Annotated in this window: 12 protein-coding genes; 7 read left to right on the forward strand and 5 right to left on the reverse strand. The window is 43.9% G+C overall.

Going from position 1 to position 15,612, the window contains the following annotated elements; genetic code table 11:
• The first annotated feature begins 20 nt into the window (after nucleotides 1-20).
• Nucleotides 21-752 (forward strand): hypothetical protein, encoded by a 732-nt coding sequence (locus tag E2R65_RS06145; RefSeq protein WP_134335619.1) that lies wholly within the window; start codon nucleotides 21-23, stop codon nucleotides 750-752.
• Here the strand turns inward: E2R65_RS06145 and E2R65_RS06150 are convergent.
• Together E2R65_RS06150 and E2R65_RS06155 are read right to left on the reverse strand one after the other, a co-directional pair.
• Nucleotides 749-1,651, reverse strand: a complete 903-nt coding sequence (locus E2R65_RS06150; protein ID WP_134335620.1) for a hypothetical protein — start codon at nucleotides 1,649-1,651, stop codon at nucleotides 749-751. The two genes, E2R65_RS06145 and E2R65_RS06150, sit on opposite strands and share 4 nt — an antisense overlap.
• Before the next feature lie 68 nt (nucleotides 1,652-1,719).
• A complete protein-coding gene (locus E2R65_RS06155) occupies nucleotides 1,720-2,748 on the reverse strand; it encodes a fatty acid desaturase (RefSeq protein WP_134335621.1) in 1,029 nt (342 codons plus the stop codon).
• A 351-nt stretch (nucleotides 2,749-3,099) separates the two neighbouring features.
• On the opposite strand from E2R65_RS06155, the gene E2R65_RS06160 reads away from it, so the two are divergent.
• A complete protein-coding gene (locus tag E2R65_RS06160; protein ID WP_134335622.1) occupies nucleotides 3,100-5,565 on the forward strand; it encodes a TonB-dependent receptor in 2,466 nt (821 codons plus the stop codon).
• Nucleotides 5,566-5,625: 60 nt separating this feature from the next.
• Entirely contained in the window at nucleotides 5,626-5,817 is a 192-nt protein-coding gene (locus E2R65_RS06165) for a hypothetical protein (RefSeq protein WP_134335623.1), read from the forward strand.
• A gap of 24 nt (nucleotides 5,818-5,841) precedes the next feature.
• Here the strand turns inward: E2R65_RS06165 and E2R65_RS06170 are convergent, their stop codons facing one another.
• Nucleotides 5,842-7,494: an ArnT family glycosyltransferase gene (locus E2R65_RS06170; RefSeq protein ID WP_134335624.1), complete on the reverse strand. Its 1,653-nt coding sequence runs from the start codon at nucleotides 7,492-7,494 to the stop codon at nucleotides 5,842-5,844.
• Between the two features lie 265 nt (nucleotides 7,495-7,759).
• Between E2R65_RS06170 and E2R65_RS06175 the strand changes: the two genes are divergently transcribed.
• The 3 genes from E2R65_RS06175 to E2R65_RS06185 all read left to right on the forward strand — a co-directional run bounded on the left by E2R65_RS06175 (nucleotide 7,760) and on the right by E2R65_RS06185 (nucleotide 10,430).
• Nucleotides 7,760-8,275 (forward strand): DUF2911 domain-containing protein, encoded by a 516-nt coding sequence (locus E2R65_RS06175; protein ID WP_134335625.1) that lies wholly within the window; start codon nucleotides 7,760-7,762, stop codon nucleotides 8,273-8,275.
• A 112-nt stretch (nucleotides 8,276-8,387) separates the two neighbouring features.
• Nucleotides 8,388-9,470 (forward strand): DUF3810 domain-containing protein, encoded by a 1,083-nt coding sequence (locus E2R65_RS06180; RefSeq protein ID WP_134335626.1) that lies wholly within the window; start codon nucleotides 8,388-8,390, stop codon nucleotides 9,468-9,470.
• A gap of 474 nt (nucleotides 9,471-9,944) precedes the next feature.
• Complete coding sequence (locus E2R65_RS06185) at nucleotides 9,945-10,430, forward strand: hypothetical protein (protein ID WP_134335627.1); 486 nt, start codon at nucleotides 9,945-9,947, stop codon at nucleotides 10,428-10,430.
• Between the two features lie 12 nt (nucleotides 10,431-10,442).
• Here the strand turns inward: E2R65_RS06185 and E2R65_RS06190 are convergent, their stop codons facing one another.
• Nucleotides 10,443-11,174: a hypothetical protein gene (locus tag E2R65_RS06190; protein ID WP_134335628.1), complete on the reverse strand. Its 732-nt coding sequence runs from the start codon at nucleotides 11,172-11,174 to the stop codon at nucleotides 10,443-10,445.
• 151 nt (nucleotides 11,175-11,325) lie between these two features.
• On the opposite strand from E2R65_RS06190, the gene E2R65_RS06195 reads away from it, so the two are divergent.
• Nucleotides 11,326-12,996, forward strand: a complete 1,671-nt coding sequence (locus E2R65_RS06195) for an ArnT family glycosyltransferase (protein ID WP_134335629.1) — start codon at nucleotides 11,326-11,328, stop codon at nucleotides 12,994-12,996.
• On the opposite strand, the gene E2R65_RS06200 is transcribed toward E2R65_RS06195, so the two are convergent.
• The gene (locus tag E2R65_RS06200) at nucleotides 12,989-15,550 is read right to left on the reverse strand and encodes a phosphocholine-specific phospholipase C (protein WP_134335630.1); all 2,562 of its coding nucleotides are present in this window, start codon (nucleotides 15,548-15,550) and stop codon (nucleotides 12,989-12,991) included. The genes E2R65_RS06195 and E2R65_RS06200 overlap by 8 nt on opposite strands.
• Nucleotides 15,551-15,612: the final 62 nt, after the last annotated feature.

Consider the following 15,612-nt stretch of genomic DNA (forward strand, 5'->3'; position numbering starts at 1 on the left):
AAAAACACCTATATTTAAGAATGAAGAAGCTTATATACCTGCTGATATTGCTGGCTGCCTGTAAAGGCCCCGATAAAAAAGCCGGCCCGGCTTTAAAAGTACCGGCAAAAACAACTGCAGCCGCTGATACAGCTTTTATAGTAAAAGAAAAGGGGAAGGATTTTTACCATGCCGTTTATATAGAGAAGGATAGAAATGCCAGGGTTTATAAAGCGTTACTCGATTTTAAATATGACCATAACGACAGTGTCGCTTACAAGGCAAATTACAGGGTCCTCAAGATCCGTAACCGCAAGCCGCTTAAAAAATATGATCTGGAGGGTTTGCCAAATGATTGGTTGCCCCTTAATTTATATAAAGGCAAATATTATTTATATGCACCCTGTAACTGGGGCAATGCAGGTATAAGGCACTTAACCGATAGCACGCTTAACTATTATAACGCCGATGGGCCCGACCCAAAGCCGATACTGGATTTTAAAAAGCAAACCGATCGTAAGTATAACCTGGTATCAATGCCGTTTTACCAGTTTGTACGGTCTTCAAATATCACTATTTATGTTATCGACCCTAAAAATTGGATAACCGTTTGGGAAGACAGGTCCTTACCTTTAGATTACAGGTATCGGCTGTTTGTGGCCAAAGAACATGCCGCCAGTTACGATATGATAGTTAACAATTGCAAAACAGAACGCACCCTTGAATTTGATTTTGAAAAGGTAAACTTTAAAAAACTGATCAAAGGGCTTTAATTGCCCGGGGTCTGATAGTAATATATGGGCGCGTAAATACCCTCGCTGGTGGTGTAGTAACCTTTTCCATCCGGGGTAAATGCAATAGCCTCGCCCTGCTTTTCCTGTTTGTAGGTTAGCTCGCGCGGGCTGCGTTGAAGGGTTTGCCATACAGGCTCATTTGCCTGCCGTTTCCAATAATAAACCTTCTCGTAGCTTTTTACCAGAATTTGTTGCCCATCGTGCGATATATCTGCCGCAGTTATCCATTTAAAAGGTTTTAAGCCTTTAAAAAACAGCCTGGCCCTAAACGTAAGCGTTACAGTATCATTGGCTTTATAATTAAGCGGTGTTGTATATACGCCAACACTATCACGGCGTTTGGTAATAATGTAAAGCAGTTTCTGAATAGGGTCTATAGCCATAGCCTCGGCATCTTTAGGGCCGTCGGGATATTTTACGTTGAGTTGCACCGGCAGGATATGCATCAGGCTGTCTGTTGCCCATTTTTTGTTTTCCTGGGCGCGATAAACAACTATAAAGCTTCTGGATGAGCCGTTGTCGCCAATATCGCCAATGTAAACATAACTTTTGCCTTTAACAGGGCCGGGGCCAACGGCAATATCTTCGCAATCGCGCACGGGCCTGATGTGGTCGCCGCCAAAGTAGATGGTAGATTTTAGCTTGCCATCGGCAGTAATGGCAAAAAAACGGCTGGTGTCGCCGCTGTCGTTATGGGCATAATAAATATCCGGGCTAATAGCCGATGCTGCCAACCCCGATGTTTCATCCATTTCTTTAGAGTATAAATGGCTTTCGGGCAGGTGCTTACTATCAATTAAGCGGTGCTTGGCATAGGCCGCTATGAATGCCAGGCATAATATGGGTACAAATATTTTTAAAGCCTTACTTTTAAACATAACTTACCTATAAACAAAAAACGGCCCATATTATTATGAGCCGTTTTTTTATGCTTTTAAACTGACAATTATGCGTTTTGCGGGGCCATCTGGCCGTCTTTGGCAAAACTCATTTCAGCATCAGGTTTTGATACATCGGTAATAGCCACTTTACCACGCTCTTTACGCAGTATCCGGTTAAATAACGAGATCTCCCTGTCAAACAAAAACTGGAAGAACAGCTTGGTCCACGAGGTATGGTAGTATAAGGTATCGTAATACTCGGGGGCTGTCTTTTTTATCTCCGGTAGCCTGTTCCAGGGGATAGAAGGAAAATCATGATGCTCGTTATGAAAACCTACGTTAAAAGCAACCGCATTAAAGTTACCGTAATAGCTGTACGTTTCCTGCTCAACACTGTGGGTTAAGTAATGCTCCTGGATCCAGCGGGCGCCCAGTGGGTGCAAGCCTACCGAGAAGGAGAAGCTTAACAGCAGGAAAGCTAAGGCATGCCATCCCATAAATTGATAAATAACAACAGTAAAGGCTATCTGCAGCACCCAGTTGGTCAGGATCCAGCCGTCAAAAGGATGGATCTCGCGCAGGCGCGACAAGCGGAATAACTGAAACACCGGGAAAAACAGCAGCCACAAAGCTTTACCCAGGAACGAATTGCTGATCAGCTTTGCCTCCCAACGGTTTGGCAGATCGGCATCCAGCTCATGGATTCCCTGAAAAGAGTGGTGTTTGATATGATATTTTTCGAAAGAGATTGCGCTTGGCAGTATTTGCGGCAGGTTGGCAAACATAGATGCCCATCTGTTAGCGTTGCGGTTTTTAAACAACAGCTGATGGGTACACTCGTGGATCATTACAAACAGTGCGTGGTCTGCAAATGCGCCTAACAAATAGGCTGCACCAAATACCAGCCACCAAGACTGATCGCGCAGAAACCAGGCCAGTACTACCTGAAATGCCACCAGGCCAATTATAGCCCAAATGGTTTTTGGGTTTTTTCCTATTAAATTCCTTAGCTGCGGAAACTGCTTCAGTATCTTTTTGGTTCTGATACGGTGCGGCTCTGATTCGCTGGAATAAACAAAATCCGTTTTTTTCATATTAGGGTTAAAACGATGAAGATAAGAATAACGTGTTAAAAAATTGGTTTTATTGTGAAAATTCATCAAATTCTTAATAGAAATACCCATTGATGTTAACTATTGGGAAATTTATTTCTTTTGATGATTGTTAAATCGAATATCGTAATAATAAATTTAATTTGTAGTAATTTAAATCATTCGAATAAAATACGCCGTAATTTTAGCTATCTACTATACAACCTTTACTCGTATTACCGGTTATACCGTCACAATTGTTACATGCTGTAAATGTAACAATTATGAAATCTGTTCTGTTAATTCAAAGTTTTCGGGCAGCTTTGCCGTTCTGATCATAACCGAGGTAATTCCATGCGATATTTTTTTATAATTCTGATACTGGCCGCATTAAACAGTAACGCACAAACGGCCGGTGATAAAGGTAAAATAACCGGCAAGGTTACAGACTCGGGCACCAGGCAACCGGTAGACTATGCTACCGTATCGTTATTTAAGCAGGGCAGCACCAGCCCTTTCAACGGCATCAGCACCGACCCTAAGGGCGACTTTATTATAGGTAGCGTACCTGCCGGAGATTACCGCCTTACCATTGACTTTTTGGGCTATAAGCGCTACACTGCAGAACATGTTATAGTGACCGATGGGGGTACGATGGCCCTGGGCATTATTTTACTGCAGCCGGTACAAAACCAGCTTAAGGGGGTAGAAATTGTTGCCAAAGCGCCGGTTATTGAAAACCGTATTGATAAAATGGTTTACAACGCCCAGAATGACCTGACCGCCCAAAGTGGTGCCGCCATTGATGTGCTAAAAAAAGTGCCCCAGGTAACGGTTGATATTGATGGTAATGTAGAGTTGCAGGGAAACGCTAATATCCGGTTTTTAATAAACGGCAAACCGAGCAGCATTTTTGGCGCAAGCCTTGCCGATGCCCTGCAGGCCATACCCGGCAGCCAGATAAAAAGTATTGAAGTGATAACCAGCCCCGGCGCTAAATATGATGCGGCAGGCACAGGGGGAATCATCAACATTATTTTAAAAGATAACAAGGTGCAGGGCATCAACGGCAGTGTTAACCTTACCGCAGCCACCCGCCAGGAGAATGGCTCTTTTAACCTGAATGCGCGGAAGGGAAACTTTGGGGTTAATGCATTTTTTAGCGGGAATGCCCAGCTTAATACCACTGTTTTAAACACCAACAACCGTACATCAACCGGCAGCAACGGCGATGTTACCCGCCTGTTTCAGCAAGGCAGCGCAGATACCAAGCGCAGCGGCTATCAATCGGGCTTAAACTTTAACTGGAGCATTACGCCAAAGGATGAATTAACCGCTTCTGTAGGGTTTGACCATTTTGGCAACCATAGCAACGGCATTACCAGCCAGCAGCAAACGCTTAAAGATTTTACATCAGGCGACATATTATCAGATTTGATTAGCCTGCGCAATTCTGATAGCAGGTTTAGCGCCTACTCTACAGATCTGAGCCTGAGTTATAAAAAGAACTTTAAAAAGGAAGGGCAGGAACTGGACTTTTTAGTTACCACCAGTAACAGTAAAAACACCGCTAATTACCTGCAGACACAGGATTATTTAAACGACCCCAGGGAAACAACAGGTATAAGGGGCAATAACCCGGGTAACGACCGTGAAACCAATATATCCATAGATTATACGCACCCCATCACCAAAACATTTACGATTGAAGGTGGCGCAAAAGCCGTAATTGAAGATCTGAAGAACACTACAGTTACCGATACCTTGTTAGGCGGCAACTATGTAAATAACGCCGACCAAAGCTACACCTTTAATTATAAACGCAATATTTATGCGGCTTACCTTTCTACTTCATCATCCTTATTTAATAAGTTTTTAGATGTGAAACTTGGCCTGCGTAATGAATATACCACCACCAGTACCGATTTTAGCGGCGTTACCATCCCCGGTTACAATACGCTTGCGCCGTCGGCGGTTATATCACATAAAATTGGTGGTACGCAAAGTATCAAGTTAAGCTACTCGTACCGTATAGAGCGCCCGGATTACGGCGAGATCAACCCGTTTTACAACATCAGCGACCCAAACAACATCAGCACCGGTAACCCAAACCTGAAGCCCGAAAAAAGTAACAGCTTTGAGTTGGGTTACAACAGATCGTTTAACAGCGGGGCTAATTTTTATATCGGGAGTTTTTACAGGCACAATACGGATGATATACAACAATTTGCTGCCCGTTATGATGAGCTGGACATTAACGGCAAGGAATACACCAACGTGCTGCTTACACAGCGGGCTAACCTGGGTATTCAGGCATCTTTGGGGGGTAACATTTTTATATCTGTGCCGGTTACCAGTAAACTGAATTTGCGCAGTAATATGTTTTTAGTGCAGCGTACCAATAAAGCGCCTGGGATAGATTCTATAAAGGCTTTGCAATACCGTGTAAATTTAAATGCCAGCTACCAGTTTGCAGGTAATTTTATGGCCGAGGCATTTGGCAACTATAATTCATCAACCCGTACGTTGCAGGGTAACCGCCCAAAATTCTTTTTTTATACCATGGCCGTGCGTAAACAGTTTTGGGATAAAAAGGCAAGTATAGGCCTGGTGGCCAACAATGCCTTTAGCCGGTATATTAACCAGGAATCGGTTACCAGGGGGCCGGGCTTTAACCAGTCAACCATCAGGCAGCTGCCGTTCCGTTCGTTTGGTATTACGCTGAGTTATAAGTTTGGTAAGCTGGAGTTTTCTAAAGAAAAAGAGAAGGAAGGCCACGAAGAAAATGGCAATCTGCCTGCCGAATCTGCCGGGAGGTAATTTTAAAACAATTCTGCGTTATATAGTATTATTATAATGATATCAAAAAGCATTATCGTTATGAATACTGCTGACAAACACTATAAATTCATAAACAGTAAGACTGGGTATGTAATTTACTACACATCGTTAAGTGCCTCCCATACTCCCGAAGAGCTGAAAGCCGAGCTGGATAAAATTAAATGCCAGGTTGCCATAAAAAACGGCATTTACCAGGGTACCGTTTACTGGGAAGAGCTAAAGGAATATTAGCGGGTTGTAATTAGCCGCGGCTGTTTAGCGGCTGATAAGATATACCCGCGACAATACCTTGCTGCGTGTTGCGCTGTTGATAAATGCAGGCAATATGTTTTCTTGCGGATAATCAGTAAAGGCTTTAATTATCCTGAAACCGGCTTTGTTGCTTGCCAGCTCATCCAGCGACGCCTGGCTTGCAAAAAAGATTGCCTGCTTGTTTGCCGGGAATTTTTCAAAATCGGCTATCGCTACAAGATCAACCGGTTGGTTACAGTAAAACTGGAAGATGTTATTTGACGGCCTTAGCGTATAAATACGGGCATTTGTAAACTGCGGTTGGTTAATGTATTTACCCGCGCTTACCTGCCCGTTGTAGGATGCAATGGTGGGAAACATCACCGTGTTTAAATAGAAATTGGCAAAAAGCACGGCACAGCAGGTTAACAAAAATACCCTGTAGCCGGCTTGCTTTATTTTTATGATGATGAATGCCGCAAGCAGGCCAAACACGGCCAGATCAGTAATAAATAATAGGGGCGATGCCGGTTTTAAATAGATGTGGATGATGATCACCACTATCGGCAAGGTTATTACAAACAGCCAAAGTGCCACCCGCCTGTAGATCTCGCCAGCGCGGCTTAACTGCACAAAACAATATGGCGCCGTAATAATGGCAAACAGCGGGAACAGGATGTTGGTATAAAACGGCAGCTGAAAACGCGAAAGGGAAAATAATGCCAGTAAAAGTAAGCCGCCGCTTAAGGTATAATACTCTGGCAGGGCAACCTTATGCCATATCTTTTTAATGCTTTTATAAACCGAGTAGTAAAACAGCAGGCACCAGGGCAAAAACGCCCACAGCAGGGTATGTAAAAAAAAGAAAACATCGCCCGATGCCTTTTGCTTGATAGGGCCGTTATTGGCAAACCGCCCAAACTGGCTATCCCACAAAAACCAGCGGATCCCGCTTACCTGGTGTCTGTCGAAAACCAGCTTCTCGGGGTGCAGGTCAAACTGAATGTAAAGGGCGTAAAACTCCGGCAGGGTAAAAATAAAGGTGAGCACATACAGCAGCAGCCATTTACCGTAAAACAGGTGTAAAAACTTTTTTTGAAATAGCTGCTGGCCCAGCAAGCCGCCGTATATCACTACAATTACAAACACGCCTTTGGTCATGATGGCGCAGGCGGTAAGCAGCGCAGCCGGCAGCAGGTGTTTAAATGCAGTTTTATCACTATAGCGGCTGATATGATAAATGCTGCCGATAATTAAGGCCATCAGGTAAGGCTCGGCCCGTACATCCAGGTTTGATAGCAGGATGTGCTGTGCCGTCATCAGTATTAAAACCGCGGTAAGCGCAATTTCTTTGGTGTAAAAGCGGCGGGCAAAAAGGTAGGTATAAAGCAAGCCCAGCAAAAAAAACAGCAGGGCAGGCAGCCTGTATGCCCAAACACTAATGCCCAATAACTTAAAGCTGACAGCCGTAGTCCAAAACGGGAAATGCGGCTTATCCAGCCAGTCGCGGTTATAGCTAAAAAGCTGCAGCAGGTCATTGCGGTGCACCATGCTTTTGGCAATGGCAGCATACAAGCCCTGGTCGTCGGTAAAAAAATCGGTTGTGATGCCGGCAAAACTAACCAGCAGCGCCAGTGCAAATATCAGCAGGTAAAAAGGTTTGTAATTGTTGGTCATCACTGGCCACAAATATAGCTTTAATGGTATCTAAATTTTATGGCTGCAAAGCACAAAAAAACCCCTGCCCGCAAGGGCAGAGGCCAAAAACTCACAACAATTGTTTAAACCTCTCGGTCTATTCCTAACTGCAATGTGAATTCAGCTTATATAACACGCTGTATGGGTGAAAGTTTTATGAGTTGCGGCCGGCATAATAATTTTTTTAGATGTTGTAAGTTTATCGGCTATCTTTATTGCCATAAACTATCTTATATCCATCATCATGAAAAAAACAATTCATTTAAAGGCAGCAATGCTGTTTGCATTTGCTATGCTGTTTACAGCCGTTACTTTTGCCCAGGATAAACCTGTACCAAGCCCGCGCGATAGCGTTAGTGCAAAAATAGGCGCTTCAACCGTAACTATAAACTACGGCAGCCCCGCTGTTAAAGGCCGTAAAGTATATGGCGAATTAGTGCCATTTGATAAAGTATGGCGCGCCGGTGCAAACGAGGCTACCACATTTACCACAACTAAAGATATTATGGTACAGGGTAAAAAACTACCTGCAGGTACTTACGGTTTTTTTGTGATCCCGACTGCTACCAGCTGGACGATTATATTTAACAAAGTGGCCAAGCAATGGGGCGCTTATAAATATGATGAGGCGCAGGATGCTTTAAGGGTAACCGCAAAGGCAGTAAAATCAAAAATGAGCGAGCGTTTGGTTTACAAAATAAATAGTAAAGGCTTTTCTTTAAACTGGGATACATTGTCGGTACCGGTTATGATAAAGTAATTTTTAATAACTTTTTGTTTAGAACCCCGGTTTATGCCGGGGTTTTTTGTTGCGTTTTATTTAGCGATAGGGAATTTCAGCATTTGCTTTAAACAGTATATTTACCGCAGTGATGCAGCAGCAAAAAATCAGAAAAACCCTGGCCCGGCAGTGCCTTATTATATTGGGTATTATACTGGCTATAAATTTGTTACTGGTATTTTCTGATCATCCGCAGATGATAGAAAAATATTACTCGCAGGGTTTTTACCCGGTTATTTGCCAGATACTGCACCCCGCTTTTAATTGGCTGCCCTTTAGTTTTGGCGATGTTGCTTACCTGCTTGTAATCGGTTATCTTATTTACGCGCTGATAAGGCTGGTATCGCTATGCTTTAAAAAACAGTTTTTAAGAGCCGGCATTTTTACTGCCCGCATCATAACAGGCGTAATGGCCGGCATCTTTATATTTTATCTTTTTTGGGGATTAAACTATTTTCGCCCCCCGGCAGGCGAGCGTTTAAACCTGCGCGACAGTACCTACACCAAAGCCGAATTGCAACGGGTTACCAATTTGCTTATCGACAGCGCAAATGCCACCCGCGCAAGGGTAACCGGTGCCGATCTGAAGCAAAATAACGATTCGATATACGGCACAGCCTTTAAAGCGGTAGTTAAACTTTCGGCTACGTCAAAAGATTTTAGTACCTACAGCCCGCGCATCAAACCCTCGCTGCTTACGCCTTTGCTAAACTACATTGGTACATCCGGTTATTACAACCCTTTTACCGGCGAAGCGCAAATGAACTACCAGATGCCTGTGTTTAACCGCCCTTTTGTGGCCTGCCACGAAATGAGCCACCAGATGGGGTACGGTGCCGAAGATGAGGCCAACTTTGTGGGCTTTTTAGCCGCAACCGGTACTACCGACAGGCTGCTGCGCTACTCGGCGTATAACCTGGCCGTGAATGAATTTATGCATACCGCGCGCTACACAGATACGGTGATGTTTAAACAACTTAAACAGCGCATTTCTCCGGCCGTGCTTGCCGATTTTAAAACCGAGCGCCTGTACTGGTTATCTTACCAAAATAAGATAGATACCATTACCAGTGTTTTTTATGATTACTTTTTAAAGGCGAATAACCAGCCCCAGGGCCTTGAAACCTACAACCGAATGGTATTACTGGTGATGGCAATGTATAGGGGGAAGTGAGTGGTAAGTGGTGAATAGTGAGTGGTTGATTGCTTAAAGACCATCGGTAATATCTATTATCATCAGTGTAATGCGGATAAAAAAAATGCGTTCCGTATCTCACCCCGGAACGCAAGCAACATCATCTCTCAAATAATGCTGATCAACTAAACCTCAGATAACCTGTTTGTTTATCCAAGCTCTTTATAATAACCATTGCGGTTTTTATTTCTAATCTGTTATTTATCTGTAAGTTAAATACAAAAGGCATCGACCTGTAAATAATTGTCAAATATACATCTAACAACTTAAAACATAAAACTATATTGTGATAGCGCAGAAAAAAACGGAAGTTTTTTAAATGCCGACAATACCGTATGTTTTATTGATATATGGACTGGATATTGTATGATTTGTTACAGCAAATTCAAACACAAACTTGCTATAAACGGTTTCAAACCAAAAAATAATATATATTTGTTTACCACGTAATAAATGAAAAAGTTTTGTTTGATAGTTTTACTGTTTTGCTTTGCTGTAAGTGCCCATGCGCAAAGTATCTCTTTTTTTGACCTGACCAATCTGACTAACCTGACCGACGGACAGGCGCATACCTATCTTACCCTGGGGGATGTTTTTAAACATCAGTACCTGGAAGAAAAAGACGGTAAAAAGATAGAGCACTTCCGATCCAGATCTGCAAAGGTTAAAGAGCAAAATATTACCATTGGCGAGAGTACCCGCCTATCCAACGGTACCGTTTTGCGTACCGTTACCTATGATACCCGCGATCCGCAGCATATTGTTAACCTGATAGCCCAGGCGCGGCGCGCTAAACTGGTTATGAAATTCCAGGGGCAGGATAAGCTTAATAACATCTACAAATTCGATAACGAGTTTTACTTTATCACCATGACCATCAGCACTACCGAAAACAAAGGCCAGGTGGTGATCCATCAAAAAGAATTTGTGGGTTATTAACTAAAGCGCGGTTTATTTACCTATCATGGCCGGGTTAAACACGCTTTTTGCTATAGGTTTATTGGCCTGTATATCATGGTAAATTTCGGTTTGTAAAAGCTTGTCGTTCATGTAAAATTTGCAAAGCGTTTCGCTCCAGGCGCCTTCTATCATTTTGTGCTCTTCAAAGGTAGCTTCCATTTTGCCGTTTGTATCAAATTTAAAATAACGTAAGGCCACAAGCTTATCCTTATCTATCCATAATTGGTTTAGCTTTTCGTCATCAGTTGCCGTACCAAGTACATATACAGGTTTGCCTTTCCACATACTTTCATGCGCCTTAGAAAGGTCAAAATGTAACTCGTTAAAATGAGTCATCACCTGGTCAAGGGGTTTAAAATACATCCCGCCTAAAAAAAATATCAGTTCATTCTCGTCTTTAGCGGCACGTACCACTTTGTTGTTACGAAAGATGTAAGAAGAATCTCCGCGGTATATCACCCCGTTGCCACTTTTATCGTCAAAATCTATCCTCAGCATATCCGGGTAAACAATGCGCTCATGCCAAACATCAGTTTTTACCAAAGTATCGTTACGATAACGGCCGGTGGTTTGGGTAAAAGTTAAGGATGTATGCCATTTATTATGATAGCGGCCATACATCTTTTTAATAATATCTGCAGATGTTAACTGCTTTGGTAAAGTAAAACCCCATACAGATAGTAATGTGATAACAGAGGTAATGATAGATAATAAGTACTTCATAGCAGCTATATTAATTAGTTGCTATAAATTTAAATATTAAATCTATTTTAAAAAATATGTTGTTATGGCGTAACCCATGCGCTTTAATTGGGCTTAACCACTTTAATAATTTGCTTTTACACGCAAATTATCTCATTAACTTTACCCCCGAATGAACCAGCAGCAGGCAGATCAAAAAACTAAGTGGCTTTATCTATTAATAGGTTTGGCCGTGCTGCTTAATTTTACGGGCTTGTTTATCCCCATACTGGCGCCTGATGGTACCTTATATGCCGTTATTGCCAAAACCATGGTGCAGCGTAACGATTATGTGCAGCTGTTTGTACACAATGCCGACTGGCTGGATAAGCCTCACTTTCCGTTTTGGGTAACGGCTATGTTTTTTAAGTTTTTTGGCTTTACTACCTGGGCTTATAAACTGCCGGGTATTTTGTTTATGCTGATGGGCGCAGGATACACTTATTTGCTGGCAAAGGCGCTTTATACCAGGCAAATTGCGCTATGGTCGGTATTGATACTGCTTACCGCGCAGCATATTATACTATCAAATAATGATGTACGGGCTGAGCCTTATCTTACCGGGCTTGTTATAGCATCGGTGTATCACTTTTATAAAGCTTACACCGGGGGCAATTTTGGGCAGCTTGTTTTGGCATGCCTTTTTACCGCCTGCGCTATCATGACTAAGGGGATGTTTGCGCTGGTGCCCATAGGCGGCGCCATTGCCGGGCACCTGGTTATTACCCGGCAATGGAAACAGCTTTTTAACCTGCGCTGGCTGCTGGCCGCCGTGCTGATATTGATTTTTATTTTACCCGAAATTTATTGCCTGTACCAACAGTTTGATGCGCATCCGGATAAAGTTGTTTTTGGCAGGCAGGGCGTATCCGGCATCAAATTCTTTTTTTGGGATAGCCAGTTTGGCCGTTTTTTTAATACCGGCCCCATTAAAGGGCATGGCGATCCGTCCTTTTTTGTGCATACTACTCTTTGGGCTTTTTTACCCTGGTCGTTAATACTGTTTGCAGCTATATGGCACTTTATTCAAACAGGTATTAAAAATGTACAAAAACACGAATGGCTTTGCATCAGCGGGGCTTTGTTAACCTTCGCGCTGTTCTCGGCATCTAAGTTTCAGCTGCCGCATTATCTCAATATCGTGTTCCCGTTCTTTGCTATCCTAACGGCGCAGTACCTGGTTGGGCTACAGCCGGGGCGTACCATCAAAACGATACGCGCTGTACAAATTGGCCTGGTAGTGCTTTTACTTTTGGTGATAGCAGCCTTACATTACTTTTTTAGGCCAACCCAGTTTAGATGGGATAACGGTGCTACCCTGCTGATATGGCTGGGCTTGTTGGTTTTTTTACCCGGTAACTTTGCCGGTACCGATTTCAGGCAAACCGCCTTCCGTACATTGATTGCCGCCTTTGTGGTTAACCTGTATCTTAACCTGGTTTTCTACCCGTCGTTACTAAAGTACCAGGCAGGCAGCGAGGCCGCAGTTTGGATAAACGGGCACAACCCGCAAAAACTGCCCGTAGTGCAAAGCTGGGAAGATGCCAATTACCCTATGGAATTTTACCTGAACCAGCCTGTAAACCTAATTGCCGAAGATGGCAGCGGTAAACTGCCTGCACCGCCTTTTATATTTTATGGTACTGCTACAGTAGCCGCATCTTTTAGCGCCAAAGGCTATCAGGTAGCGCATCTGGCATCGTTTCAGCGTTATTGGGTATCACGTTTAAAACCTGCCTTCCTCAACCAGGCTACACGCAGCAGGCAGGTAACGGAAATGGAAGTAATCAGGGTAACTAAATAACCCTGCCCATTAGCGGGTCTGTTAAGCCTGCCTGCCCGGTTTCTACCCGGCCGGCGTAGCGTTTTTCAAAATCGCCAAAACCTTTTACTTTGATGCTGAAATCGTACCAGTTATGGCTCTTGCCCAGATCCAGCCGGATGGTTTGCGGTGCAAAGCTTTCCGGCTGTACTGTTAACTGTTTAGTGCCGGTTTTGTAAGAATTATCGGTAACCTCAACCGTTAGCGGCGTTTTGCCGCCTTTAAGCCAAAAGTTAAGCATTACATTGCCGTTTAGTGTTTTACCCGCTGTTTGATACGTAAATTCCATACCCAGGCCGGGGTCATTACTGTTGCCTTTAAATGCGCGGTAAAAACCGTTTGGCCCGTAGGTGCGCAGGTGGTAGCTGCTGTTTTCAAATTCATTAAGCGGCCATGCGTCTGTCAGTGTATCGCCTGCTTTGGCGGCGTAGCTCCAGGTACGCACGGCTTCCATTTTTTGCGGATCGTTGAATGAGGCGTACCTGCCGGGTGCATAAACGTTAAACGGTACACCAATTGCCTTGTCGCCAAAAACCTTATTACCGGCTTTAAATTTTACCTCGAATGCGGTTTTATCCTCGTTTAAGCTGCCATCGGCATACAACTCATAGGGCAGGGCGCAGGCTGGTTTGGTGCCCGGTTCCTGTTTAGGCAGGTAGGGCGATGCAGCAGGGCTTTGTTTAATAGCCGCAACTTCATCTACCGAAAAGGCTTTGTAGCCGGATGGCAATTGTTTAAACTGCGCTTTATGGATGCCTTCCAGCAGATCGTTCTTTTTTAAGGGGGCGGGCTTTGCAAATTTCTCGCCGTTATAAGGGCGAAACACCGATGTCAGGTCGCCGCAAACGGTGCGCCGCCAGTCGCTGATGTTGTGTTCCTTTATTTTTTTGCCTGTTTTTTTGGCCAGAAAAGTTTCCAGAAATTGCAGGGTAGAGGTATGGTCAAAAACTTCAGAATTTACATACCCGCCGCGGCTCCAGGGCGAGGCGATTACCATCGGTACCCGGTACCCTAAACCAATCGGGCTTTCGCGTTCGTAACTGTTCGGGAAATTTTTGCGTTCCTGTTCCTGCTCCATGGTTACAAACTCTACGCGGGTATCTATCCCATCAGATACCTTTCCGGTACCTTTTTTGTGCGAATGAGGGGCGGTAAAAGGTGGTATATGGTCAAAATATCCGTCGTTTTCATCGTAGGTAAGGATGAAGATGGTTTTTTTCCAAACCTCCGGGTTTTGGGTCAGAATGTCTAACACTTCTGATGTGTACCAGGCGCCGTACCAGGGTGCGCCGGGATGGTCAGAAAAATTCTCGCCCGCAGTTAACCACGATACGGTTGGCAGCTTACCCGTTTTTACATCCTGCCTAAATTGGTATAATACGTCGCCTTTAGGTACCTGCATTTCGCGCGCTACGCCGTTGTCATTATACTTAAGCGTAGTTAACCGGTGGTAATCAGGGTCGGCTTTGTTGGTGGTAAAAGCGTTTAAATGCAGGTTTTTTTCCTTATCGCTAAGTTTATCAAATACGCCCGGCTCTAAAATAGCTTTGTTGTTATTAATGCCTTCCAGTTCGCTGTTGAGCTGTTTAAGTTGTTTTTTTAGCTTTACTGCATTAGCGTCATTTACCTGCAGGCCATCTAATTTTGCTTGTATTGCAGTAATTTGTTGAGGCAGGGACACCAGCTGCTTTTTAAGATAAGTAATGTGCTTATCGTGCAGCTTTACATTATACTGTTTAAAAAACTCTAAATTATTATCGGTAAAGTTTGATAGCCAGGCATCTTCCTCGCCTTCAAAACCAACACCTACCGATACCTCGTTCTGGTAACATTTCCAGGAAATGCCGTTTTCTTCCAGCCGTTCGGGGAAGGTGGTCCAGTTAAGTGTTTCAAAATCAGCATCCTCGTTCCATACATTTGGCCTGGATAATTCGTTTTGTTCCTTGCGGATGGTGCCGGTCCAAAAGTAATGGCGGTTGGGTGTTGTGCCGGTTAATGATGAGCAAAAGTTTTGATCGCAAACGGTAAAGGCATCTGCCAGGGCATAGTTAAAAGGCAGGTCGCCACGGTTATGAAAGCCCAATGTTAAGGGCATATTTTTATACTCCTGATGGCCGGATCGTTTTTCGTTCAGCCATTGGTCAAACCTGCCGTCGTTGCGTGCGTTAACCTGGTTATTCCAGCTGTGCGGCAGCGAACTCATCCAGGTAGACCGTGTGTTTTTGATATCCAGATGAAAAGGGGCGTAAGTTTCGCCTTTTTGGTTAGATTGCAGCCAAACCGGGTTGCTGTTGGGCAGGTCAATAGCACGCGGATCATTAAATCCCCGTACCCCTTTAAGTGTACCAAAGCAATGGTCGAACGACCGGTTCTCCTGCATCAGCAGCACGATATGCTCGGCATCGGCCCAAGTGGTACCCGGCAAAGGGTTTATGGCCATCGCCTTTTGGATAGAAGCCGGTAAAATATTGGCTAACCCTGCCGTACCGGCAAGCATGGCCGCTTTTTTAAGAAAATCCCTGCGCGTATCTAACATGCTGCAAAATTATAAAAACCTGCGTTAACCGGGCTTTGATGCAAGGTAACGTTTGTATGATG

Origin of the sequence: Mucilaginibacter phyllosphaerae (genome assembly GCF_004378255.1) — a bacterium.
Classification (GTDB): domain Bacteria; phylum Bacteroidota; class Bacteroidia; order Sphingobacteriales; family Sphingobacteriaceae; genus Mucilaginibacter; species Mucilaginibacter phyllosphaerae.

Bases quoted from the DNA above. Each gene is read 5' to 3' on its own strand.
- E2R65_RS06175 (WP_134335625.1), top strand. From the start codon at position 7,760: ATGAAAAAAACAATTCATTTAAAGGCAGCAATGCTGTTTGCATTTGCT.
- E2R65_RS06170 (WP_134335624.1), bottom strand. From the start codon at position 7,494: ATGACCAACAATTACAAACCTTTTTACCTGCTGATATTTGCACTGGCG.
- E2R65_RS06160 (WP_134335622.1), top strand. From the start codon at position 3,100: ATGCGATATTTTTTTATAATTCTGATACTGGCCGCATTAAACAGTAAC.
- E2R65_RS06190 (WP_134335628.1), bottom strand. From the start codon at position 11,174: ATGAAGTACTTATTATCTATCATTACCTCTGTTATCACATTACTATCT.
- E2R65_RS06150 (WP_134335620.1), bottom strand. From the start codon at position 1,651: ATGTTTAAAAGTAAGGCTTTAAAAATATTTGTACCCATATTATGCCTG.
- E2R65_RS06195 (WP_134335629.1), top strand. From the start codon at position 11,326: ATGAACCAGCAGCAGGCAGATCAAAAAACTAAGTGGCTTTATCTATTA.
- E2R65_RS06200 (WP_134335630.1), bottom strand. From the start codon at position 15,550: ATGTTAGATACGCGCAGGGATTTTCTTAAAAAAGCGGCCATGCTTGCC.
- E2R65_RS06180 (WP_134335626.1), top strand. From the start codon at position 8,388: ATGCAGCAGCAAAAAATCAGAAAAACCCTGGCCCGGCAGTGCCTTATT.
- E2R65_RS06165 (WP_134335623.1), top strand. From the start codon at position 5,626: ATGAATACTGCTGACAAACACTATAAATTCATAAACAGTAAGACTGGG.
- E2R65_RS06185 (WP_134335627.1), top strand. From the start codon at position 9,945: ATGAAAAAGTTTTGTTTGATAGTTTTACTGTTTTGCTTTGCTGTAAGT.
- E2R65_RS06145 (WP_134335619.1), top strand. From the start codon at position 21: ATGAAGAAGCTTATATACCTGCTGATATTGCTGGCTGCCTGTAAAGGC.
- E2R65_RS06155 (WP_134335621.1), bottom strand. From the start codon at position 2,748: ATGAAAAAAACGGATTTTGTTTATTCCAGCGAATCAGAGCCGCACCGT.